The organism is Sorangium sp. So ce426 (assembly GCF_051475585.1).
Classification (GTDB): Bacteria; Myxococcota_A; Polyangia; order Polyangiales; family Polyangiaceae; genus Sorangium; species Sorangium cellulosum_B.
Genome location: NZ_CP150341.1, coordinates 10,028,821 through 10,051,987, shown reverse-complemented (window position 1 = coordinate 10,051,987; position 23,167 = coordinate 10,028,821). Strand labels below are relative to the sequence as shown.

Below are 23,167 nucleotides of genomic sequence, written 5' to 3'. Positions count from 1 at the left end.
CCTCAGCGGCGGGCGTTCTGCTCGCACCAGGCCCGGTAGACGGAGCACGCCTGCCGGAAGGCGTCGATCTGTGCGGGCTGGACAGCGAACAGCCAGCGAAACTGGACGTCGAGGTGAGCATGCTGCTCGGGCGTCAGCCCATAGCGCCGGGCGACGGCGGCGCGGCCCGCGGGATCGAGCTCGCAGTCGACGCACAGCGAAGCGTACTGCTTGAGGGTCAGGGCCATGGGTGCGTGCGGCGCGGAGGGCGCAGCAGGCGCGCCGTCCGGCGGGGGCGTGGGGGGCAGCGCGCTTGCGCCAGGGCTCCTGAACGGCAAGGCGGTCTCCATGCGGCCCTCGTGGGCTCTCGAAGGAGCGGGCCGGGCTGCGCTCGTCCAGGCGGCGGGGAGGGCCTGCGCGAAGGGAGACATCACGCTCCCGGGCAACGTGCCGTTGCCGTTGATATCGTCCGGCCCGGGAGAACGGGGCGCTCCCGTCGCGCGCTCCTCGACCGCGGGCGACAGGGGCCCCGGCGTACCGGAGCCCATGGCAAAGCGCGGCTCGTCCGCGCGTACCGCTGGAGGTGGACCAGGGTCCGGCACGGTGGGCGAGCCCTCGCTGGAGGCTGCGCTCGTCGAGGCGACAGGGGGAGCCTGTGCGGAGGTTGACGTGTCGTACTTCTTCGACGTTTCGTCGTCGTGCAGCTCAAGATGACGGGACCACTGCCCGATGGACGCGAGGTCGGGGCGCTCTGCGTCGAGGCGCTCCTTCGTCCGCCGGTACGCCTTTGCCATGACGAGCGCGAGCGACGTCTCCTCGCGCTCCACGTCGCGGCCGAGGACGTCCGTCCACTTCTTCCGGGCGGAGAGCAGGTCCTCGGGGCGCACGGCGAGCCGGTCGAGGATCACCGCCTGATCGACGCCCTTGAAATGAATCAGGTAGGCCGACACCTCGCCGAAGCGTTCGAGGGAGAGGGGCGGGTCGTTCGTCGTGTCCGGCATGATGGGGCCCTCAGCGACCAGTTCAGGTAGCGGTGGTCACCCTGACCGCGACCACCCCGATCGGCATCCTAGGCCTTTCCAAAGAGCCCGCGGAAGAGCGCGTCGAGCGCCGCCCGGGTTGTCTGCCGACCTGGCGACGTGCCCGTCGGGCTCGCGACGATCGAGAGCGCGAGCCCTTGGATGACGGCCCAGACGTGCTCCGCGGCCTGTTCGACCGGCACACGCAGCGCATCGCTCTTCGCGCAGCGCTCGACGCGGTGCCGCATCAGCGCGTACGCCTGCGAGAACATCGAAGGGAGCTCGACCGCACGCGCCATGACGGCCGCCGTAACTGCTGGATGCGCGACGACAAATTCGAGCACCTGCTCGCAGCTCGCGCGGAGGTCCGCGACGGGATCGGACGTCTGCGCGAGCGCGCGCTTCTTCGCCATGAACTTCTCGAGCGCGACGGCATGGACCGCCGACAGGAGCCCGTCACGGTTGCCGAAGTGATGGTAGAGGGTCGGCATCGTGACGCCCGCTTCCTCGCAGACCCGCCGTGTCGTGAGCGCGGACGCTCCCTCCTCTTCGAGCACGCGGTACGCGACGTCCAGCAGCGTATTCTTCACATCGGCCATCGATGGAGGGTAGCACAGCTACCCTGGCGCCCCATCGGCTATCAACTCCGACATAGCGCCGTCGCGTCCGAGCAGGCGATCGTGGATCGGATGCCCGGTCTTCGATCGCACCGTCGGGCAAGGGCGCCGCACGATGGGCGTGCCCCTTGATTCCGCCTGAATTGGAAATTTGCGCTCGACAGTCTCTTCGCGGCGCTCCCGAGGCGCCCTCGGCAAATAGTATAGCGACGCTATAGACGCGTCGTATAGCTGTGATATATTAACTCTCGCCGGCCGACACCGGCAGGGAGAGTGCAGAGATGGCCGAGCTCATTTTCGTCACTGGAGGTAGCGGCTTCGTAGGCGCCGCCATCATTCGGGCAATGGTCTCCGCGGGGCACCGCGTGCGTGCGCTCGCGCGCAGCGAGGAGAGCGCCCGAACCGTTTCATCGCTCGGCGCCGAGCCGGTCCGAGGCGATCTCGACGACGAGCGGTCGCTCGCGGCGGGGATGCGCGGTTCGACCGTCGTCGTGCACGCCGCCGCATCGCTGACCAGCGGCGTACGCTATCGCGACCACGAACGGACGAACGTGGAAGGCACGCGAAGGGTACTGACCTGCGCGCGCCAGGCCAAGGCTCGGCGGTTCATCTACGTCAGCGCGGCGTCCATCGTCATCGAGCCGGGCCGCCCTACCCACGGCGACGAGACGCTCCCCGTCGTGCATCACCGGTCGATGCCGTACAGCGCGACCAAGGGCCTCGCGGAGAGGATCGTGCTGGAGGCGAACGGCAGCGAAATGTCGACCCTCGCCGTCCGCCCTCCGTTCATCTGGGGCGAGGGCGCACCGTCGATCGGGCACATCGCCCACGCGTTCCACGAAGGACGCTTCATGTGGATCGGTGGCGGCGAGTATGCCTACAGCGTTTGCCACGTCGACAACCTCGCAAGCGCGGTCGCCCGCGCCGTGGACCATGGCGTGGGCGGAAAGGCCTACTTCGTGACCGACGACGACGTGACGAGCATGCGTCAGTTCTTCACGGACGTGATCGAGGCGACGGGCCAACCGGCCAACGCGCGGGCCGTCCCGTACTGGTTCGGAGCCCTGCTGGCGCGGATGATGGGCCTCGTCTTCGCGCTGTTCAGACCCGGCAAGCAACCGCCTCTCAGCCTCGAGACCGTTCGGCTGATCGGCAAGCGCCTCGAGCTCTCGAACGCGCTCGCGAAGCGCGAGCTGGGCTACGTGCCCGAAGTCTCGCGCGAGGTCGGCGTCTCGCGATTGCGAGCAACGGCGTCGAACAAGCTCGTCCGACACGGCTCGACGCACGCCGCGGCACCCAGACGGCTCGGCGAGCCATACGGGGACATCGTCGACGGGACGGCAAAGGGCTAATGTTCACCGCTCGGGTTCGAGTCCGCCAGCCCACGATCGCGATCGCAGCGGCATTTGTGATCGCCTCGATCTTGAATCCTCGAGCGGCCGGCGCGGTCGAGGCGCCATCGGCGCAGCAGCCTTCCCCGCGCGTCCTTCCAGCTTCCGAGATTCTGTGGCCGCTGCTGCAACTGGTGCCCAGTCCTGAGATCACCTTCGGCGACGGGAGAGTGTCCGGAGGCCTTCGGTGGGAGCTCAGTCCATTTCTCTACTCCTTCGGACTTCGCGAGCCGAGGACGCGCGTTCGGGCGTTCTTCGTCCCGCCTTCGGCTCGGTTCACGGGCTCATTCGAGCTCGTGGGATCGGCCGAATACGCACCCGGGCCGCCTGAAACCAGCGACTGGGGCGGCCGACTGGGCGTGCGCGTCAACGTGCCGCTCGTCGATCGAGGCGAGGCGCTGGCCTTGTCCGTGGGCACCGCGGCATTTCTGAACGATGGCCACGTACGCCCGTCGTTCGACGTGGCCTTGTTGACGTTGTTCGGAACGTGCGGAGTGCGCGCCACATTCTCGCCGGAGCTGGCGGGACGCCAGGTGATCGTGACCCTCGCGCTGAGGTTCTTTTGAAGTCGCTGCGCGCCCTGCCGGCCGTCCTCCTGCTCGGTTGCGGCTTCCCTTTCACGTCGACAGCCCGAAACCTCTCGGCGTTGACGGCCACCTCATCGCCAGCGCCCGTGCGCTCGTTGCCCGAAACATCGGCGGCGGGCGTTTCGGTGCTCTGGGTGGGCCATGCGACCGTCCTCATACGAATGGGCGAGCGCTATGTTCTCACCGATCCGGTGTTCTCACACACCGTCGGGATGCTCTCTCCGCGCCTCGTCGAGCCGGGCATGCCAGTGAATGAAGTCCCGAAGCTGACGGCGACCCTTGTTTCGCACCCGCACTTCGACCACCTCTCGTTTTCGTCGCTCGACGCGCTCGGTGAGCGGACGGGCACCCTTCTTGTGCCTCCTGGGATCCTGGACTACCTGCCCAGGTTTCCTTTTCAGGAGCGTGGCCTCGGCACCTGGTCATCCATCGTCCTCGATGCAGTGAAAATTACGGCGGTACCCGTGCTGCATCCGGGCGGGCGATACGGTCTTGACGAATCCTCGTGCGACGACTGCGCGACGGGATTCGTGCTCGAACACAACGGATGGACGATCTACTTCGGCGGCGATACTGCTTACGCCCCGACCCACTTCGAGGAGACACACCAGAGGTTCCCTCGAATCGACCTCGCGATCCTCCCCATCTGCCCCATCGCTCCTCGCGACTTCATGCGCAAGACGCACATGGATCCGGGCGAAGCGCTTCGCGCCTACCGAATCCTTGGCGCCAGGTGGATGATGCCGATCCACTTCGACACCTTCATCAACTCCGACGACGTCAGGGGCGACTGCTTGAACGAGCTTCACGCGAGCATGGACCAGCTGGGCATCTCCTCGGACGCCGTCGTCGAGCTGAAAATCGGAGAGCGGCGCGTTCTTCTGGAGCGGATCGTACCTCGCGACAAGTAGCCTGGAATTATCTGCGCCCGTCGACTTCGCGTGGGTGCACATGGAGCTGCGCCGGCCCGGCGTGCGGGTCGGCCGGAATACGCACTCCGGCACGCCGTGGCGCCTGGCGAGGCGCTGGAACAGCTCGAAGCCGGGGAAGGCGGTCGGTGGCTTGCCCACGGTAAGCAGCACACTTGAGCCGGCCCAACTGCTTCACAAAAGAGAGCCGAGGAGCAACTTTGGTCGGACAATGTAAGCCAAGGTATCATCCCGAGCCGCGCGGAAGCGGGTCGAGAGGACGACTGAGCACATTCCGTCATACGACCGTCAATTCTCGCCCAAACGGCCGAGGCGTCGCGATTTCTGGCGGTTGACGCCGAACGGCCGGCGTCAGTACCGTCCCTGGATGCGTTGCATTGCGCATTCGCTCGCGATTCTCCTCACGCTCGGGGCCGCGACAGGCTCCCCGACCTCGGCAAGCGCCGATGATGCCCCCCCGAAGGCGGAACCGAACGACAGCGCATCGGTGAAGGACCATGTTCGCCGTGGTCAGAGAGCAGGCAAGCTCGATGACGACCTGAGCGCCCGGCGTGACTGGCTTCAAAGCGAGCCGTCGTCGAGCACGTCGATGTGCTGGCAAGCGCCTCGGAGCTCGCCATGTGGCGAGCTGGCGCGCCTGCAGGACGCGCGAAACACGTTCGGCCGCGCCGGCCTGGCGACGGTGATCACGGGTGGTGTCATCGGTGCCGTGACCGCCGCGTCCTTCTTCACGGACTTCTCTTTCCTGAGGTTCAAGCCGGCTCAGGATCGGGTCAACGTATCGCCCGTGGCGAATGGGAACGAAATCGGCGCGCGACTCGAGGGGGTATGGTGAGCACGCGCGGGGCCGAGAGAATGGGTCCGCTGGCAGGCCGAGGCGCCGTGACGTCGGTCGTCGCTCTCGCAGTCTGCGTGTGGGGAGCTGGCACGCTGACAGCTTGCGCTGCCTATCCCGAGGATTGCTCGGAAAAGCTGGCGTGTGCCCCCGATCCGGAACCTCCGCCCGACCTGTGCGCGGGAGAGCCCGGCTCAGCGCCAGCGCTCGACAAATGCGGCGTGTTCGTCAGCGAGCAGGGCGACGACAACAGCCCCGGAACGAAGGGAGCGCCGGTCAAGACGCTCCAGCACGCGATCGGGCTCGCCGCGTACGGGCGAGGCCATGGAGAGGCAGCGACCCGGCGCGTGTACGCGTGCGGCGGGGTGTTCGAGGAGAAGATCACGCTGCCCTCGGGGGTCGACCTCTGGGGCGGGCGCCTGTGTGACGGCGGTGATTGGTCGTATGACGGGTCGTTCGGCGGACCGAATCACCCGACGATCATCGCTCCGCAGGTGGGTATCCCGCTGAGGGTGATCGCGGATGACAAAGAGCACGCGACGTCGACGGTCTTCGGCGTGCGTGTCGAGGCGGCGGATGCGTCTGCGGACGACGGCAAGTCGTCGATCGCGATGATCTTGAGCCCCGGGGCCAGGGCGATCGTGCGGCAGAGCAAAATCCTCGCGGGCGATGGCAAGGATGGAGAGCCGGGCGAGGACGCGCCGAGCGTTCGCGCGAGCTCCGGCGTGGTGGGGAACGACGGCGCGGACGCCTGCACCGCGGATGCGGCGCCGGGCGCGCTTCCGGTCGTGACCGTGTGCGGCGATGGGATCGAGTCGACGGGTGGCCAGGGGGGCGATGGAGGCCTCGAGACGGGCAGCGACGGAGCTTCAGGGCTGCCGGAACCACTCGGGGATCCGGCCGAGCGCGGCCTGGGCGGATCCGGCGCGGTCAGCATGGCATGCAAGGAGGGGGAGAACGGCGCCGACGGCGCTCCTGCGGAGCGCGCTGCCGGAGCGAATGGCGCTGGCCTCCTGGACGAGTACGGATGGGTCGGCGTCCGCGGGAAGGATGGAGCGAAGGGCGGCGCCGGTCAGGGCGGGGGCGGGGGCGGGGGCGGCAAGGGGCGCGAGCCCGTCCCCGTGAACGCGTGTCCGGCCGGTCGGCCCCAGGGCGGTGCGGCCGGCGGATCAGGCGGCAGCGGTGGGTGCGGGGGCGACGGGGGCCAGGGGGGCGACTACGGCGGCGCGAGCATTGCGATCGTGGCGTTGCAGGGGAGCGACCTCACAGTCGATGCCAGCACCGTCCTCGGGGCCAAGGGCGGCGATGGCGGCGTTGGCGGAACGGGCCAGTGGGGAGGCTTTGGCGCCGACGGCGGACACGGCGGGCACGGTGTTGTGATCGACGCGTCGCGAGGATGCCGCGGCGGCTTTGGCGGCCACGGCGGCCGCGGGGGCGACGCCGGCGGCGGTCTCGGGGGCCACTCGCTCGGCATCGGCTCCGTGGGCGCCTCCGTGACCATCACGAAGCTTGCGAAGGTCGAGCCCGGACGAGCCGGCATCGGGGGGCCCGGCGGCAACGCAACCCCTGGAAGCAGGCTCGGCCGGGCGGACGACGGGATTATGCGGTTCTGGTACCGGTTCGATGCACCGGACCTGGAGCCGCCTCGATGAACCGCCCTGTGCTGGCGGCACACGCAAGAACACGCCCATGAGGAAAACCACCGCTGCAACCTGCGTCCTCCTGTTGTCGCCGTGGGCGACTGGCTGCGGAACTGTGCCCGACGTGCTCGATGCCGGCGCGCCTTGTGAAGGCACCTCGTGCGAAAACGAGCCGCCCCCGGAGTCGGTCTGCGTCGAGCACGTCGCCGCCGACATCCTCGACGACGGCTGTGGCGTGTTCGTCGCCGCAGAATACGGTGGGGGCGACGACGGAAACCCCGGCACGAAGGCGAAGCCGGTGTTCACCGTCGAGCGCGGCGTCGAGCTCGCGCGCGCTGGACGAGGACGCGTGTTCATCTGCAACGACGGATTCTTGGTGAATCAGATCAGGCTGCCCTCCGGCGTGGATCTCCTCGGGGGCTTCGACTGCCGGGAATGGGTCCGCAGCGATCGACCCAAGCGGTCCTCATTGCTTCACCGGCAGATATTCGGCCCCCTGGTGCTCGTCGAGCCCGCGGGCCCCGAGGACAGGGGGGCCGCGGACAAGGTGTCGACGCTCGCCGATCTCTACGTCAGCGCGACGGGCCCGGTCGGCGTGCTCGTTCAGTCGAGCACGGTGGTCGAGATCCTGCGGAGCGAGATCTCCACCCGCGGAGGAATAGCAGGCAGCCCTGGCGAGCGGTGGTCGGCCAGGCAACCGGACGGACCGGATGGCATGTTCGGTGGGGACGCGTGCTCGGCGCCCCTCGTCGCCGGCGGGCCTGCGGTCGTGAACCAGTGCGAGAGCGGTCTCACGAGCGTTGGCGGCAAGGGAGGGGATGGGCTGCCCGACAGCGCCGAGGATGGAGGCGACGGGGAGCCCGTCTACACCTCGCCCTCGCGCGGTGGTATCGGCGAGCGGGACAACCGCAGTTGCTCCGTCGGCTCCACTGGGGGTCCGGGGGCTACGGGAACACAGGGCGCACCGGGCAACGGCATCGGGCGCCTCACCGAGACAGGATGGGAGGGCGACACGGGGGGCGAGGGCACCTGGGGCACCCCGGGCCAGGGCGGCGGCGGGGGCGGCGGTCGTCGGGGCGGGCTCGCCCTGTGCGGCGTGGCCTCCAAGGGAGGCCCAGGAGGAGGCTCGGGAGGGGCCGGTGGTTGCGGAGGCCGAGGAGGCCGCGGGGGAGCGAACGGAGAGCCGTCCATCGGCGTCCTCGCCCTTCACGCCCGGGTGACCGTGCGCGACACCAAGATCACGGCGGACTTTGGCGGCAGTGGCGGCGACGGAGGGGAACCCCAGGACGCCGGCCGAGGCGGTCGAGGCGCACCGGCCGGAAAGCTGGGGGATGAGTTCACCGCCTGTTACGGCGGCCGGGGCGGCAATGGAGGGCTCGGCGGATACGGCGGCCCGGGGCGCGGCGGCGACTCGATCGGCATCGCCTACCTCGACGAGGACCAGCTCACGCTCGAGGGGGTGACCATCGAGACCGGTCAGCCGGGCGTGGGCGGCACCAGCTGGAACCACGATGGCAGCACGACGGTGGGAGAGAGCGGCGAGGCCCACAAGACGCTCAGGTTTCCCGAATAGCAGCGGTCACGGGAGGACGGCGCCGATCTCGGCGACGGCTACGAAGAGGCTTTGGGGGCCGAGTCCACGAGCCAACTTGCCAGGAAGCCAGAGGCCCAAGCGACCATGGCGGCTGGCGGCTCGCCTTCACCATCCCACCCGGCGACCAGCGCTTCGATCTCGCGGATGGCAGCTCCGAGCTCGCGCTTGGAAGCGATGCCGCGGGGAGTCTTCGGTGGATCCATGAGCACCCGAATTTCTGCAAGCACTCTCAGTATTTCTTCTTTGCGCAGGACCCCATCTGTCGTCACGCCTCCGAAGAAAGCGCCCCGCGCCTCTGGCATCAGGCTCCACAAGATGTTGTAGAGCGCTGCCAGCACCTTGAGGGCTGCGACGAATCGTCCTGTCAGGCTGTTCGCATCGATCTCTACCCCTGGCGTCCGCACTTCAGACGGCGAAGGGGGCACCCATTCATGACCGGCCGTAAACAGGCAGTCGCACAGTCTAGCTTTCCCGAGAGCCCGTGGGTTCACCGCGACATCCGGCACGAGCACGGTACCGACCTCAGGCGGCATGCGTTCACAACCGAAGGTCGCTTCGATGTCGCGGGCGATCCACTCTGCGTATGTAGTAAGGGACCAGGAAGCCGATGTGGAACCACAGCCCCCGCGCGCGGAGCGCTCGCGGACCTCGATCCTGCGGCCTGTCTGCTCGAGCGCCATCTACGCCGCCCAGAACGGGCGCCAGCTGGCCGACGCGCGCCGTGCCGACTTCGCGCGCGAGGTCATCCAGGTGAACCTCCACCCGGCGACGGCTCCGCGCGCGGCGGCATCCACCTCGACCCCGCGGCTGCTGTCCACTCCGGCGCCAAGCAGCGCGACGCCGGCGCGATCCCGAGCTCCGTGCACCACACGGCGGCTCTGGCCCTCCGCGGCACCAGCCCTCGGCGGCACCACGGTACGGCCGCAGCCCCGGCGGCACCGTTGGCGGAGGCAGCGGTGGGCTCCCCGTCGGGGTCGCCTTCACCGAGACGTCGGTGTCTGACGAAGGGGACCGGGGGGAGGGGGACCGGGGGGAGATCGATGTTCGCCCCGACGCCGGCCGCACCGAGCTCGCGGCACATGCGAGAGCCGAGCCGCTCGGTCGCACCGTCCGACCGCTCCTCTGGTACACTCGCAGGGTGCGTCCCGCTTGCTATCCCTTCTCAGCTGCCGAGATCCTCCGATCCGTCCCGCAGCGCGACCGCGCCCTGCTGCTCCGGCTCGGCCTCGACCTGGACAACCCCGCCGACGCGGAGCTCTTCGTCGAGGGTGTGCGCGCCGCGGACGACGCCATCGCGGCCCAGGTGCGGTGGGAGCGGGAGCGGCTGGGCTGAGGGCCGCCCGTTCCGTTGACTGCGGGAGCCCATCGATCGCCGGCTCGGCCCAGACCTCGCATCCTGACCCGCGGAGCCCCGGACCCGGCGCCGAGGGCGACCTTCGCAGCTCCGGCCGGCACCCAGCCAATCGGGGCCCGATCCTGGGTCCGAACCGGCGTGCTGGCGCGCTGGCACAGCCTGGAACCAAGCGAGCTGACACAACGACGCGGGAAGGCAGGCGGTGGTCGCGCTCCTGATCTGCGGGCCGGCCTACCCTGGGGGGCCCCTGCCGGCCCTGCCGGGAACGCGCTCCACGGAGCGGCTACCTCGGAGTTGGCCGTGTTCCCGGCCGTCTTGGCAGATACCTGTCACTCCTCCGGCCAAGCCCTGCAGTTACCACGCTCTGATTTCAGCGACCCCACCTCATCAGGATCGTTGGAATACCCGAAGGAACATCTGGCCCTCGAAGAGGGGCGCTCCCTATCCGTGATCTCCAGAGAGAAACGATAGTTTCCGGCGGGCTGAGGGATGTCAGCTCCCTGGGAATTTATTGTCACGAACTCCTTGAGCACATCAGCGAAGAGCTGGGGAATGTCATCGGCAGCTCCGCCCTGCACGAAGCTTCCATGCCCGTAGCTGGCTAGATACTCCAGCTCGCTCTCGTCGACCTCGCTGCCGAGCCCGATGACGTGCACCTCCAGGCTGGGATGCCCTAGAAACGCATCCGCGACAGCGGATCGATCGACGCATGGATATCCAACGGAAGTGTACGGCGCTTCTAGTTTGGCCGTGTGACAGAGGCCGTCGGACTCGTTCGGGCAATTCGGAACCAAGGAGCCGTCCTGGCAACGCGGCCTCGTCGGCGGCGAGCAAAACCCAGGACAGGTCGTCGGGTCAGGGCTCTCCGTGTTGTCCAGCGTGCTTATGTTGTCCTGACCATCCGTGAAGGCGATCATCACATGTTTGTCTCGCTCGCCCGAGGCAACCATTGAATCATGCTGCGCCTTCATCCTGGTGGCGGCAAAATGGGTTGCCCCGAGGAGCTTGGTCTCCGTGCCTGCTCCAGGCGGCGGAAAGTCCATGATCTGCGCGTCCGTCCACTCGCCGTCCGCGTGATAGATCCACTTGTCGAAGAGCGTGAGCTCGACGTTCACTGTCGCGTCTTCGGACTTGTTTCTCCAGATCGTGCGTACTTTATCTCGGCTTTCCGCGGCGGTGGACAGCATGAGCTCGAAGGCATTGCTGGCGGTGTTCGTTTTGTTCTTTAGCGGCTGGCTAAGCATCGAAAAGCTGGCGTCGAGCACCAGGTGTAGATTCAGATTTGCCTTGAGTCGTTTGTCGGCCTTGGTGAGCAGGGATTCGACGTCGAGCTTCTTTGAGTCGACAGATAGCACGACGTCCACGTCAGCGGGTTCGAGCGGCGTCCGATCGGCGCGGCGCACGACAAAGTCAACGAGTACGACTGTCCGGCCGTTGGCAGACTGGACCAAAGGCGTCCGCTGGAATTCTACGGTCAGGGACGGGGTCGAGGGCGGCACGGGGTCGTCCGAGCCGCATGCGAGAGCCGAATGTGCGAATGCCGTGAGCGTAATGGAGTAGAGGATGTTTCTTGCGCATCTCATGCTAATACTCCACGCTTGGAGTGTACGGAGCGGATGGTAGATCATTTAACACATCAATTGGGACAACTTGCATCGCGTACAGGACCTGTTCGAAGTCAACGGTTTCCTGGAGAAGCGCGTCACCACCCGATTCAGCACCGTTGGCTCTCCCACACCTCCGTATATATAGCATACCCGACGGATCCCTCGGTTTGTCAAGAGGGCCCATGGGAGCGTGTCGCCGGGCCTGACGAGCCGCGGGAACTGGACTGGCTCCGATTTTGCCTCTCCCCGCGCTCTTGTCACTCGATCACCGGATCATGCCCGAAGAGGGGCGGACGATCGTCGATTTTCACGACAGGAACCCGCTCGATGGCTGCCAGCGCTTCGCGTCCACGATGCGCGACCAGAATCTCATGGTCGTGAGCCCATCCAGGAACGACATGCGGCGCCCTGTCGACGGCCGGGCGACTGGACCGACGCGCTCCCCGCGTCCCACGAGGGCCTCCGCGGTGACGGGAGGCGGCGGTGATCGCCAAAGACAAGGAGGCTCGGGCCGGCCAGCTCCCGAAGCAGGCCCAGCGGCTCCGCGTGGAGAACGGCGCGGCGCACCCACGAGGACCCGAGGTGGTGCGAGACCTTCCGCCACGCGATCCCGTGAAGCCAGCCGCGGGGCGCCCGGCGCGGGTCCTCCCGCGGATCCGGCCAGTACATCCCTCGCCTCACCGAATCCCAGGCGCCGATGAGCACCTGTTGCTCGACGTCGGCGCGGTGGCGAGCCGGCACACCGCTGGCGATGAGCACGGCCCGGATGAGGAGCCGCTCCGCGAAGATCGCCTCCATCGGCGGGCGCCCTGCGTCGCAACTGACTGCGACGTTGGCCGACGGACGCACATCCGAGACGAATATGTCCGAGCCTCTCTTCAGCGACGCTCTCTGGTTCACAATGGGCACGCACTGTCCAGGAAGGCACTACGTGCTGGGAAACCCGCACACATTTCCGGGCCGGATGATGGCGTGGTGCCCAGCGAAGCGGAAGAGCTTTTTCTTTTCTCTGAGCGATGTCGACGAAGCAGCGAGCGCGGCTAGAGCATGGATGTCGGGGTTCCTCGCAGGCAACGAACCGCCCCCGCCATGTGGCCGTGATGGACAGGTCGACTTCGGCAGTGACGAGTACAGGCGATGGCGCCGGCGAGCGGACGATTTTAGGCGCACCGGCCACTGGTCCCCAGAGGAATGACCAACGAGGCCATACCTTGAGAGCAACCATGGTCACCCTTCACGAAGCTCAGGACGTCGTTCAGCGGTATGCGGAGCAGAGGAAAGCGGTCTGGCTCAACAATTCCGTCATTGACAGAGCCACATATTGGTTCTTTGCTGTTGGACATATTGGGTCGCAGGGCGTCATCGTCGACAAGGCGGATGGTCGTCTCCACATCCTAGGATCCGCCTTGTCACTGGAGGACTGCTTTTGGGCACATGAGCACGGGTTCTCGCCCGAGTTCGTCGCGCTGCGCATCACCCGCGTGCACGACCGCGAGCACACCATCGAGCTGCTCCTCCACATCATGGAGGAGGGGCCGCCACGACTTCCCAATCCAAACCCAAAGCGCGCTTGGCTTGCGGAGCGTATTGACCAGCTGCCGTGCGAGTTCCTCCCGCAGCGCCTGGGGCTCTCAGTTCCGGCGCTACGACGCGCGGCTGAGCTGGGCTGGTTCGAGTATCAGGCGGTAGATCCAGCCACGGAGGCAACTCCGCTTCCCCTTTCTGGCGGAGTCGGCTAAATCGCGACGGTTCGGCACCGCAAATTCGTTCCTCCAAGAAAAGACGAGTGCACTCGTCTCCCGGTGGACGCGGCTCCAAGAAAAGACAAGTGGCACCCGTCTCCCGGTGGACGTGGCTCCAAGAAAAGACGAGTGGCACCCGTCTCCCGGTGGACGCGGCTACAAGAAAAGACGAGTGGCACCCGTCTCCTGGTGGACGTGGCTCCAAGAAAAGACGAGTGGCACCCGTCTCCTGGTGGACGTGGCTCCAAGAAAAGACGAGTGGCACCCGTCTCCTGGTGGACGTGGCTCCAAGAAAAGACGAGAGGCACCCGTCTCCGCGCTGGAGGCGGCAGCAAGACGAGAGGGCCGGTACCCGTCTCGTGGTGGACGTGGCCCCGAGAAAAGACGAGCGGCACCCGTCTCCGCGCTGGAGACGCCGCCCTTCGACCCCGCGATCCCTGGCCGGTCCTTCTCGCCCGCGCTCCGGCGTCGGCCTCCCCCCTCAATGCGGCGTGTCCCATTCCCGTCGAGAGATCCAGATCGCCCTTCGCGAGGTGCGCGCAGCGTTCGCTTCGCCCCCGTCGCTTTTGTGAGCCACCGGGACCCGCTCGCGACCACCTAGTCCAGTTCCCGTGGTCTTGCCCAGCGCAGCCCTCGCCCCCCGGCTCACCCTCGTCCGCCCGAGCTCCCTGGCCGGCCTGGACGACGCCGGCCTCGCCCGCGCGGCAGCCGAGGGCCAGCCAGGCGCCGCCGGCGCCGTCTGGGACCGCTACGGCGCCGTGGTGCACGGCCTGCTCCGCCGTGTGCTCGGGCCGGGCGGCGACGTCGAGGATCACGCCCAGGAGACGTTCCTGCAGTTCTTCCGGGAGGTGAAGAACCTGCGGGATCCCGCGGCGCTGCGGCCGTTCCTCCTCGGCATCGCCGTGCGCGTGGCGCGGTCGGCGCTGCGGCGCCGGCGGCTCCGGCGCTGGTTCTCGCTCACCGACAGCGGCGCGCTGCCGGACGAGCCGGCCGAGGGCGTCGACGAGGGCGCGCGCGAGGCGGTCGCGCGGCTCTACGCGCTGCTCGACAGGCTGGACGACAGGGCGCGGCTCCTCTTCGTGCTGCGCCACATCGAGGGGCTGGAGCTCGCGGAGACCGCGCAGGCGAGCGGGATGTCCCTCGCCACGGCCAAGCGCCACCTGGCCAAGGTGACCGCGCGGGTCCACGCCATGGCCGAGCGGGATCCGCTCCTCGCGGCGTACGTCGAGCCCGCGGAGGAGGCGAGCGATGGCTGATCCGAAGCCCGGGGTTCCGCCGGAGGTCGCCCTGCGGCGGCTCGCGGCGCTGGCGCGCGAGGCGGGGGCGCCCTCGCCGGCGGACCGCGCGCTCGCCCGCGGCCGCGCGCGGCTGATCGACGAGGTCGAGCGCCCCGTGCTGCCGCTCGCGCCGCGGCGGCGCTGGCTCCTGCCGGCGGCGCTGGCGCCGCTGCTCGTGATTCTGGGCCTCTGGGCGCTGCGGCCGGCGGCGCGCCTGTCGTACCAGGTCGACGGCGTCGCGCCGGGAGACCGCGCCGAGGGCGCGGCGCTCGCGGACACCTACGTGCGCGGGGGGACCAGCGGGGCGACGGCGCGCTTCAGCGAGGGGACAACCGTCCGCTTCGCGCCGGGGGCGCGCGGGCGCATCGCCGCCGTGACGGCGCGCGGCGCGCAGATCCACATCGAGGGCGGCGCCGCCCACTTCCGGGTCGCGCACCTGGCCGAGGCCGAGTGGGTCGCGGCGGCAGGGCCGTTCACCGTCAGGGTGACGGGCACGGAGTTCGACCTGAGCTGGGAGCGCGAGCGGCTCGAGCTGACCATGCAGAGCGGCTCGGTCGTGGTCCGCGGCCCGCTCGTCGCGGGTGGCGTCGCGCTCCAGGGCGGCCAGCGCCTGGTCGCGGACGTGGTCCGCGGCGAGCTCACGATCGCGGACCTGAGCGCCGCCGGCGCGCGCGCGCCAGGAGGCGGCGCGCTGCGCGAAGCCGGCGCGCCGGCGAGCACCGACATGCTGGAGGACGCCGGGGCGCCGGCCGAGATGGGCATGCTGGAGGACGCCGGGGCGCCGGAAGAGACGGGCGGGGCAGCCGCGGCGGGAGCAATGGCCGCAGCGGGAGCAACGGCCAGTGCGGGGGCGCGGGCCGCGGCGGGAGCGCCGGCTGCGGCGGGAGCGCCGGCCGCGGCGGGAGCACCGGCCGCGGCGGGAGCACCGGTCACGACCGATCCGATGGCGGCGCTCGCGCCAGCTTCGGCTGCGGTCCCTGCGCCCGCGGCGCCCGCGCCCGCCTCGGGGAGCTGCAGCGAGCATGTCGCCCGCGGCGACTTCGCCGGGGCGATCGCGGTGGCGGAGGCGCGGGGCATCGACGCGACGATCGCCGCGAGCCCGCTCCCCGAGATCGCCGCGCTGGCCGACGCCGCGCGCTACACGGGGCGGAACGACCTCGCGCGGCGCGCGCTGCTCGCCGAGCGCTCGCGCTTCCCAGGCTCGCCCGAGGCGCGCTCGGCCGCGTTTCTCCTCGGTCGCATGGCGGAGGCGGGCTCGCCCGCGGCGGCCATCGACTGGTACGATCGGTACCTCGCCGAGTCGCCGGCCGGCTCGCTGGCCGCCGAGGCGCTCGGGCGGAAGATGGTCGTGCTGCGCGCCTCCCAGGGCGACGGCGCGGCCCGGCCGATCGCCGAGCAGTACCTCGCGCGCCACCCCCACGGGGCGTTCGCGGCCGCCGCGGCGGAGATCCTCCGCCGCCCATGAGGCGCAGCGGGTTCGGGGTCGCTCTTGCGCTGTGCGCCGCGCTCTCCGTGTCCCGGGAGGCGAGCGCCGCCGAGGCGATCGGCGTGATCGTGGTCCGCGCGCCGCACGCCGGGAAGGTCGTCGAGGAGGCCACGGTGCGCCTCGAGGGCGAGCTGCGCGCCGTGGGCTTCTCGGTCCGCTCCCTGGAGGGCGCGCCGGGCGTCGACGGGCGCGCGCAGGTCGAGGGCGCGGGCGGCGTGTTCGCGGCCATCGCCATCCTCGAGACCGACGGCGGCGCCGTCGCCGACGCGTGGATCGCGGATCATGCGACGAAGGAGACGCTGGTCCGCCGCGTGGAGCTCGGCGTTCCGGGCGCCAGCAACGCGGCGAGCGATCTCGCCGTGCGGTCGGCGGAGCTGCTCCGGGCCAGCCTGCTCGAGCTGAGCGGCGAGCAGCGGCGCGAGCTGCCCGAGCGGGTGGCGCGATGGATCGCCGATGCGGCCGCGCCGGCGGGGCGCGAGGAGGCCACCGCGCTCGACGCGGCGCTTCTGCAGCCGCGAGCGGCGGTCGCGTCCGCGGATCGAGCCACGGCGGCGAGCGGGCCAGCCGCACCCGCGGGCGGATCCCGGGCGGCGGCGCGCGGGCCGGTCGCGCCCGCGGGCGGATCCCGGGCGGCGCGCGGGCCGTCCGCGCCCGGGCGACCCGACCCCGGGAGCGCCGCGCCCCGGGCGCCCACGGCGCCCAGGTCCGACGAACGCCGGCTGATCGTCGAGGCGGGGCTCGCGGTGCTCGCCGGCGACGTCGGTGTCGTCCCCGGGCCCTACTTCCGCGTCGGGCGCGATCTGACGGCGAGCGTCTCGCTGCGCGGGACCCTCGTGCCGGCCGTCGTGGCCAGGAACCTCGACGCTCCCGGCGGGCGCGTGGCGCTGCGGCAGACCGCGGCCATGCTCGGCCTGGCGTACGCCGCAGGCCCCGAGGCGTGGCGGATCCATCCGGTGATCTCGCTCGGCGCGGGCGTCTACCATGTGACGGTCGCCGGCCGGGCGAACCCTCCTTACCGCGACCGGCGTCAGAGCTGGCTCACCGCCGGCGTCTCCGCAGGGGGCGGCGTCGGCGTCCGCGTCTTACCGTACCTCGCCGTCCACGCGGCGCTCGACGTCTTCGTGCTCGCAAGAGCGCCTGTCTTCACCATCGCCGGTGTGGAGGTGGGCCGCACGGGGCGCCCGGCGCTGCTCCCGAGCCTCGGCCTGCGGGTGAGCTTCTGAGTCGCCGGATCCTTGTGGATCGTTGATTTTGGTGAGCCACGGAGAGGAGCTCGCGCCCACTTACCAGAGCGAGGCACATCCCGGCTTCGCTTCGAGAGGGAGAGTCATGCGTCATCATCTTCTTTCGCGCCGTCCGCTGCTCGCCGTCGCAGGGCTGTTCTTGATGCAGGCCGCGTGCGAGGTGCGCTTCATCGAAGGGGTCGACTCGCCAGAGGAGAGCACGGGCACGGGGGCGTGTGTCGAATGTTGTTCCTCCTCGACGGACTGCACGACCGGAGGTAGCGCCGTTGGCGGGTCGAGCGCCGTGGGCGGGGCGAGCGCCGTGGGCGGGGCGAGCGCCGTGGGCGGGGCGAGCGCCGGCGCGGTGTGCGGAGACGGCATTGTGGACCCGGAGTGGGAGCAGTGCGACGACGGCAACACGGCTGACGGAGACGTCTGCTCGAGCGACTGCCAGCTCCGCGCAGCGGGCGCGGGCGGGGCGAGCGCCGGCGCGGTGTGCGGAGACGGCGTTGTGGACCCTGAGTGGGAGCAGTGCGACGACGGCAACACGGCTGACGGAGACGCCTGCTCGAGCGACTGCCAGCTCCGCGCAGCGGGGAGCGCGGGCGCGGTGTGCGGAGACGGCGTGGCGGAGCCGCCGCGGGAGCAATGCGACGACGGCAACACGGCGGATGGAGACGGGTGTACGAGCGACTGTCAGATCGGCCCGGCATAGCGCCGTGAGCGTCGTGGGGCGGCGCGGCCCGCCGCCTTCACCCGATCACGGCAGCACCACGCGCCTCGGGCACTCGCCGTCGCCCTGGAAGTCGCCGAGCGTGCGCGCCTGCGCGACCACGTAGTCGTACGCCGTCTCGATCGGGCCGCCGGGCGCGCCGGCGAGGTTGTACTCGTCGCCGAACACGTCGGCGGCGTTCACCTGCTTGAGCTCGTCGATCGTCGTCTCGCCGTCGGCGTCGAGATCGCTGTCCGCGATGTACTGCGCGTAGCGCTTGGTCAGCTCCACGCCCGCGGTGATGTTGTCGAAGAACCAGTGGTCGCCGTGAATGGTCGGCTTCACCGCGACCGTGCCGCTGGTCGGCACGCTGAACCCGTTGAGCCCGTCCTCGGTCGCGCAATCGTCGAACGACGTCCCGGCCGAGAGGCCCCAGCTGAAGCGCACCCGGGCCGCGGGGACGCACGCGCCGCCGGGCGGCGGGCACGACTCGCCGCCCTCCTTCTCGATGAAGCCCTCGAAGAACAGCGAGTAGCCGCCCTCGACCATGAGATCGACGTCGGCCGCCGTGGTGGGCGGCAGCGTCTTCACCCCCGCCTTCGCGTTCGGGAGGTCGAACCCGAAGCGGTCCCAGCGCACCGCGCTCACGCCCTGGAACTCCGCGATCACGTACCTCGTCGCCGGGGCGTTCTTGAGGTCGAGCACGAACACCGATTCATCAGCCAGCGTCTCCTTGGCATTGGAGCGCGCCGCGCGCACGTTGCCGATCGTCACGAGGAACCGCTCGTACGTGACCTTCCAGCCGTCCGCGATGTTCTCCTCCCCCGTGCCCGGCTCGAGGCCCTCGGGGATTGTGTCCTCCGGCTCCACGAAGATCTGCACGGCGCCGGTCTCGGACGTCGCGCCGCTGTCATCGCCGCACCCGGCAACGAGCCCGAGCGCGAGCGCGCACGCCGTCACCATGAACCCTGTCACGTTCAGTCTCTGCATGATCAAGCTCCTGAGTCGTCTCGAAGTCCCGACGAGCGCGCACGGGCGCGCCCGGTGAGCGCAGGCCCGCGCTCCTCGCGCGCCCAGCGCCCGCATCACCCTCTGGCCTCGTGAGATGCTCAGACCGCCGGCGGGGAGCTCTTCGGCGCCAGGATCAGCAAGGGGATGGGCCGGACCTCGGGCGAGGGCCGGATCGAGGCGAGGCGGACGACCTCGAGCAGCGTGGCCTCCGCCACGCGGTGCAACGGCGCGCCGAGCTGGCCGCGCAGCGCGAACGCGTCGCAGTGCTCGTCGCCTTCGTGGCGCGGCGCGAGCGCGCCGCACAGGTCGTCTCCCCCGCCGGGCCGCGCCCCGGGCGCGCCGGGCTGGTCGCCGGGAGGACGGCGCTCGGCGTGCAGCGCCGACGCGGCGACGGCGACCGTCGCGGCGTGGACGAGCTCGCCGTGCTCGCAGCGGGCGTGCCGGACGAGCAACGCGTGCGTCAGGCCGCACAGCTGCGCCGCGAGCGCGAGCGCCACGAGCCAGCGCGCTCGCCACCGGCAGGCGGGGCTCCGGCCAGGCCGCCGCCGCGCTGCGGCCATCGCGCGGGCCGGACGGGGGCTCACCGAGACCGCCTCATGGCGGCGCCGACCAGAGGAACTGCGGCCGGTGCACCGCGATCATGTCGTAGCGCAGCCGCTGGTGCGCGGGCGACCCCGGCGCGATGGCCACGCTGGTCGCGCCTCCCTCGGCCAGGGCGTCGAAATCGACGCTCGCGAGCCACTCGTCCACGACGTCGAAGCGGACCGCGAGGCGGACCGGCGCCGCGCCGACGTTCGCGGCGACCGCGAGGCTCGGGACCGCGAGCAGCCCCTGGCGCTGCGGCACGACGTCGACGTCGGCCTCGAAGTCGAGCGCCTCCGCGCCCCGCGTCGCGCGCCCGCGCAGGTGGACGGAGCTGACGCCGGGAGCCTCCGGCGCCGGCGCGGGCGACGACTCCGTCGAGAACCAGTGGATGCCGTAGTTGAACGACACGCTCCGGATCTCACCCTCGAAGCCGTGCACCTGGCCGAGCGGCTGCGGCGCGGGATCGAGCAGGTTCACGCGCGTGATCGTGGTCAGCTCGGCGATCGCGGTCTCGCAGAGCGTCGACGCGCCGGAGTCCGCGGCGCAGAAGTAGGCCGGGCCAAAGGCGACCGTCGCCTCGTCGAGCGCGATCGTCCACGCGCCCGCGGCGATCTCCCCGGGGACGTCGGCCTCGGCGTGCGCGGCGTACGTGACCTCGGGCTGGCCGGTGCCGGCGCAGGCGATCACGGAGGACGCGGGCGACCCGAGGAGGACGGCGGCGAGGAGGCGGCGCGCGGCCGGGGCGAGGTTCGGGGCGTTCATAGCGAGAGCGTCACGTTCGCGAGGAGGGAGCGCGGCGACCCGGCGCTGATGTGCCGGGCCGGCAGCTCCGAGGGGATCGACGGCCGCGACGCGCCCGCGGCGCCCGGCCAAGTCGACTTGAACGAGTACTCGGCGTCGGCGTACTCGGCGTCGAGCAGGTTCTGCGCCTCGACCCCGACCTCGATCCAGGGGCCGCCCTGCTCGGCGTCTCGGCCGACGCGCAGGCTCCGCCGGAGCGAGAGGGACGCGTCCACCACGAAGACCGGCGCGGCGGTCTGCGCGTACGGCAGCGGGCGCGGCGAGAGGAACGTCGCGCCGTAGCCGAGCCGCCCCTCGACGGGCGCGCCGGCGATCGTGAAGAGCGGCCGCTTCAGCGCGAGGTCGGCGCGCACAACGACGGGCGGCACGAACGGGAGCTGCTGCCCCTTCACGTACGGCGGCGACGGGTTCTCGGGCGTCGGCGGGGGCGGCTCGTCCAGCGTGGCGTGGACGAACGTCGCGCTCACGCCCGCCGTGAGCGCGGGGCTCGGCGCGGCCTGCAGGTAGGCGACGAGCCCGCGGCGGGTCGTCCGGCCGATGCGCACGAGCGCGCCCTCCGCCGCGTCGAACGCGAGGTCGTAGGAGAGGCGCGTCTCGTAGGCGGCCGCGGTCACGCTGAGGCCGCCGCCGGGGCGCAGCGTGGCGCCCGCCTCGTAGCTCTTCACGGTCGCGAACGGCGCGTTGTCCCCGTCCTCGAGCAGCCGCGCCTGCGGCGAGCGGTAGCCGTGCCCGTACGAGGCGGAGACGCGCAGCGCGGGCAGCGGGTCGATCTCCAGCGTCACCCGCGGCCCGGCGGCCAGGCCCGCCGCCGTGCGACGGAACCCCTCGATGTGCGTCTCCTTCTGCGCCGCCGGGATGAAGTTGCCGATGCGATCGTCCACGTCGAAGACGAGCAGGTCGGCGCGCAGGCCGCCGCGGAGGCGCGCGTGGCGCGACAGCTCGAGCAGCGCGTCGGCGTGGGCGCCGACCCCGGTCACCTGGATCGACGCGTCGACGCGCTGATCCCACGTCTCGTTCTGCGGCGGCTGGAGGAGGTTCTGCGCCTGGTCGACGCCGCTCGTCTGCACCTCGGCGCCGACGGCGACCTGGCCGGTGAGCCAGGGCGCGATCGGGATCCGCGGCGTGCGGTAGGCGAGGCCGCCGCCGATCGCGGCGTCCTGGTTCGACTGCTCGACGAGGTCGCCCCTGCCGACCCACTCGGGCCGCCGGCGCGAGCGCTGCGTGTAGCCGGTGAAGTTCATCCGGCTCCGGTACCCGGACGTCGCCGCCCAGAGCCAGGCGCTCTTCTGCGAGCCGTCGTCGTCCGATCGTTCGACGCCCAGCGCGAGCTGTAGCCGGGTCGACGCGGCCGACTGCGCGCGGGCCGCGAGATCCGGGTAGGCGTCGTGGAAGCCGACGCGCCCCGCCTCGATGTCGTCGCGCCGGAGCACGCCCGCGAGGTTCGCGCGGCCGCCGTGGGCCGCGACGTGCAGCAGCGCCGAGTACTCGTCCGGCAGCGGCACCCGGTACTGGCCGACGGCGCCCCCGGAGATCGCCCCGCGCGTGCCGTCGCCGAAGCCGTCGGTCGCGCGCACCACGGCGGCCCCGAACGTGTCCTCCGACTGCGCCTCGGGCGCCCAGACCGCGAGCAGCCGCCGCGCGCCGAACGAGCCGAGCGCGCCCTTGAGCTGGAGCCCGCGCTCCTCGACGCCGAGGTCGAAATACGCGCTGCCCGCGACCGCGAAGTCGCCCTGCTGCGGGTCGTAGACGCCCTCGACGACGCGGAGCGACCGCACCACCTCCGGGATGATCACGCCGAGGTCCGCGTAGCCCTGGCCGTGAACGTGCGAGCGCTGGTTCAGCGGGATCGGCCCGACCCGGAGCTCGACGTCCTGGCCGTGCTCCGCGTCGAAGCCGCGGAGGAAGATGCGCTGCGCGACCGCCTCGCCCTCGGGGTGCGCGACGTGGACGCCGGGCGCCGTGCGGAGCAGATCCGCGGCGGTGGTGTGCGGCGCGGCGGCGAGCGCCGCGCGGCCGATCCGGAAGTCGCTCGCGGCGCGGCGCGGCGGGTTCGGGCGGCCCTGCACGTGGATCTCGATCGGCTTGCCGGGCTCGGCCACCGCGTGCGGGCCCGCGACGCCCCCGGCGAACTCCACCGGCTTCGGCGCCGCCGGCCGGGGCGGCGGGGGCGCCGCCGGGTGATCCGCCGCCTCCGCCTCCGGCGCCTCGGCCGGCGCCGGCGCGGGCTCCTGCTCGTGGGGGCCGGGCGCGAAGTGGAACGGCACGCGGATCCGCGCCCGCAGCGGCGCGCCGCCGCGCATCGCCGGCGAGAAACGCCACCGCCGCACGGCCTTCATGGCCGCGTCATCGAACGCCGCGCCCCCGGACTCGGCCACGACCGCGTCGCTGACCGTGCCGTCCTTCTCGACCGTGACGAACAGCGTGACCGTCGTGTCGATGCCCTCCGCGAGCCGCTCGGGCGGGTACTCCGGATCCACGTGCTCGAGGATCTGCGGCGCCACGGGCGCTTCGGGCCGCGCCTCAGGCTGCCCGAGCGCCGGAGGCGCGGCGAGGGTGGCCGCCGAGAGGCAACAGAGGAAGGACAGCCAGCGCATGAGCAACCGAGCTGAACGCGACTACCACGCCGCACAGCGGCGCCGCAAGCGCCGCACCGCCGCGCTGCGCGCGCAAACGACGGTGACGGAAGCGCGCGACGTCGCGCGACGTCCGCGCGCCTCCTTGGCTCCTCGGGTCCTCGGCGACACGTCACGGCGGTGCAGCGGCGGTCTCGCCGCGGGG

The 23,167-nt window shown here is 70.9% G+C and carries 21 protein-coding genes; 12 read left to right on the top strand and 9 right to left on the bottom strand.

Features of this window, described 5'->3' with window-relative positions; translation table 11 throughout:
• Window positions 1-2: 2 nt before the first annotated feature.
• Both WMF44_RS37660 and WMF44_RS37655 read right to left on the bottom strand, forming a co-directional pair.
• Window positions 3-980, bottom strand: coding sequence for a hypothetical protein (locus tag WMF44_RS37660; protein WP_437294874.1), 978 nt, complete (start codon window positions 978-980; stop codon window positions 3-5).
• Window positions 981-1,048: 68 nt separating this feature from the next.
• The gene (locus WMF44_RS37655; RefSeq protein WP_437294873.1) at window positions 1,049-1,597 is read right to left on the bottom strand and encodes a TetR/AcrR family transcriptional regulator; all 549 of its coding nucleotides are present in this window, start codon (window positions 1,595-1,597) and stop codon (window positions 1,049-1,051) included.
• A gap of 299 nt (window positions 1,598-1,896) precedes the next feature.
• Between WMF44_RS37655 and WMF44_RS37650 the strand changes: the two genes are divergently transcribed.
• The 6 genes from WMF44_RS37650 to WMF44_RS37625 all read left to right on the top strand — a co-directional run bounded on the left by WMF44_RS37650 (window position 1,897) and on the right by WMF44_RS37625 (window position 8,570).
• Complete coding sequence (locus WMF44_RS37650) at window positions 1,897-2,967, top strand: NAD-dependent epimerase/dehydratase family protein (protein ID WP_437294872.1); 1,071 nt, start codon at window positions 1,897-1,899, stop codon at window positions 2,965-2,967.
• The gene (locus WMF44_RS37645) at window positions 2,967-3,572 is read left to right on the top strand and encodes a hypothetical protein (RefSeq protein ID WP_437294871.1); all 606 of its coding nucleotides are present in this window, start codon (window positions 2,967-2,969) and stop codon (window positions 3,570-3,572) included. Before WMF44_RS37650 ends, WMF44_RS37645 begins: the two co-directional genes overlap by 1 nt.
• A complete protein-coding gene (locus WMF44_RS37640; RefSeq protein WP_437294870.1) occupies window positions 3,569-4,504 on the top strand; it encodes an MBL fold metallo-hydrolase in 936 nt (311 codons plus the stop codon). The genes WMF44_RS37645 and WMF44_RS37640 overlap by 4 nt, the downstream gene beginning before the upstream one ends.
• A gap of 385 nt (window positions 4,505-4,889) precedes the next feature.
• Complete coding sequence (locus WMF44_RS37635; protein ID WP_437294869.1) at window positions 4,890-5,357, top strand: hypothetical protein; 468 nt, start codon at window positions 4,890-4,892, stop codon at window positions 5,355-5,357.
• 20 nt (window positions 5,358-5,377) lie between these two features.
• On the top strand, window positions 5,378-7,009 hold the full coding sequence (locus WMF44_RS37630; protein WP_437294868.1) for a hypothetical protein: 1,632 nt from the start codon (window positions 5,378-5,380) through the stop codon (window positions 7,007-7,009).
• Between the two features lie 37 nt (window positions 7,010-7,046).
• The gene (locus WMF44_RS37625; RefSeq protein ID WP_437294867.1) at window positions 7,047-8,570 is read left to right on the top strand and encodes a hypothetical protein; all 1,524 of its coding nucleotides are present in this window, start codon (window positions 7,047-7,049) and stop codon (window positions 8,568-8,570) included.
• A gap of 38 nt (window positions 8,571-8,608) precedes the next feature.
• Here the strand turns inward: WMF44_RS37625 and WMF44_RS37620 are convergent, their stop codons facing one another.
• Entirely contained in the window at window positions 8,609-9,271 is a 663-nt protein-coding gene (locus WMF44_RS37620; RefSeq protein ID WP_437294866.1) for a hypothetical protein, read from the bottom strand.
• A gap of 458 nt (window positions 9,272-9,729) precedes the next feature.
• Between WMF44_RS37620 and WMF44_RS37615 the strand changes: the two genes are divergently transcribed.
• Window positions 9,730-9,924 carry a hypothetical protein gene (locus WMF44_RS37615; protein ID WP_437294865.1) on the top strand — a complete coding sequence of 65 codons (195 nt, stop codon included), beginning with the start codon at window positions 9,730-9,732 and terminating at the stop codon, window positions 9,922-9,924.
• 350 nt (window positions 9,925-10,274) lie between these two features.
• On the opposite strand, the gene WMF44_RS37610 is transcribed toward WMF44_RS37615, so the two are convergent.
• Together WMF44_RS37610 and WMF44_RS37605 are read right to left on the bottom strand one after the other, a co-directional pair.
• Window positions 10,275-11,573, bottom strand: coding sequence for a hypothetical protein (locus tag WMF44_RS37610; protein ID WP_437294864.1), 1,299 nt, complete (start codon window positions 11,571-11,573; stop codon window positions 10,275-10,277).
• 348 nt (window positions 11,574-11,921) lie between these two features.
• Window positions 11,922-12,350: a hypothetical protein gene (locus WMF44_RS37605; RefSeq protein WP_437294863.1), complete on the bottom strand. Its 429-nt coding sequence runs from the start codon at window positions 12,348-12,350 to the stop codon at window positions 11,922-11,924.
• A 425-nt stretch (window positions 12,351-12,775) separates the two neighbouring features.
• Between WMF44_RS37605 and WMF44_RS37600 the strand changes: the two genes are divergently transcribed.
• The 5 genes from WMF44_RS37600 to WMF44_RS37580 all read left to right on the top strand — a co-directional run bounded on the left by WMF44_RS37600 (window position 12,776) and on the right by WMF44_RS37580 (window position 17,995).
• Window positions 12,776-13,291 (top strand): hypothetical protein, encoded by a 516-nt coding sequence (locus WMF44_RS37600; RefSeq protein WP_437294862.1) that lies wholly within the window; start codon window positions 12,776-12,778, stop codon window positions 13,289-13,291.
• A gap of 614 nt (window positions 13,292-13,905) precedes the next feature.
• Window positions 13,906-14,550 carry an RNA polymerase sigma factor gene (locus WMF44_RS37595; RefSeq protein ID WP_437294861.1) on the top strand — a complete coding sequence of 215 codons (645 nt, stop codon included), beginning with the start codon at window positions 13,906-13,908 and terminating at the stop codon, window positions 14,548-14,550.
• Window positions 14,543-16,036 (top strand): tetratricopeptide repeat protein, encoded by a 1,494-nt coding sequence (locus WMF44_RS37590; RefSeq protein WP_437294860.1) that lies wholly within the window; start codon window positions 14,543-14,545, stop codon window positions 16,034-16,036. Before WMF44_RS37595 ends, WMF44_RS37590 begins: the two co-directional genes overlap by 8 nt.
• Window positions 16,033-17,280, top strand: a complete 1,248-nt coding sequence (locus WMF44_RS37585) for a hypothetical protein (protein WP_437294859.1) — start codon at window positions 16,033-16,035, stop codon at window positions 17,278-17,280. Before WMF44_RS37590 ends, WMF44_RS37585 begins: the two co-directional genes overlap by 4 nt.
• A gap of 106 nt (window positions 17,281-17,386) precedes the next feature.
• A complete protein-coding gene (locus WMF44_RS37580) occupies window positions 17,387-17,995 on the top strand; it encodes a DUF4215 domain-containing protein (RefSeq protein ID WP_437294858.1) in 609 nt (202 codons plus the stop codon).
• Window positions 17,996-18,040: 45 nt separating this feature from the next.
• Here the strand turns inward: WMF44_RS37580 and WMF44_RS37575 are convergent, their stop codons facing one another.
• The 4 genes from WMF44_RS37575 to WMF44_RS37560 form a co-directional block, all read right to left on the bottom strand.
• Window positions 18,041-18,982 carry a hypothetical protein gene (locus tag WMF44_RS37575; protein ID WP_437294857.1) on the bottom strand — a complete coding sequence of 314 codons (942 nt, stop codon included), beginning with the start codon at window positions 18,980-18,982 and terminating at the stop codon, window positions 18,041-18,043.
• A 119-nt stretch (window positions 18,983-19,101) separates the two neighbouring features.
• Window positions 19,102-19,587, bottom strand: coding sequence for a hypothetical protein (locus WMF44_RS37570; RefSeq protein ID WP_437294856.1), 486 nt, complete (start codon window positions 19,585-19,587; stop codon window positions 19,102-19,104).
• A 10-nt stretch (window positions 19,588-19,597) separates the two neighbouring features.
• Window positions 19,598-20,350, bottom strand: a complete 753-nt coding sequence (locus tag WMF44_RS37565; protein WP_437294855.1) for a hypothetical protein — start codon at window positions 20,348-20,350, stop codon at window positions 19,598-19,600.
• Entirely contained in the window at window positions 20,347-22,983 is a 2,637-nt protein-coding gene (locus WMF44_RS37560) for a TonB family protein (RefSeq protein WP_437294854.1), read from the bottom strand. The genes WMF44_RS37565 and WMF44_RS37560 overlap by 4 nt, the downstream gene beginning before the upstream one ends.
• Between the last annotated feature and the right edge of the window lie 184 nt (window positions 22,984-23,167).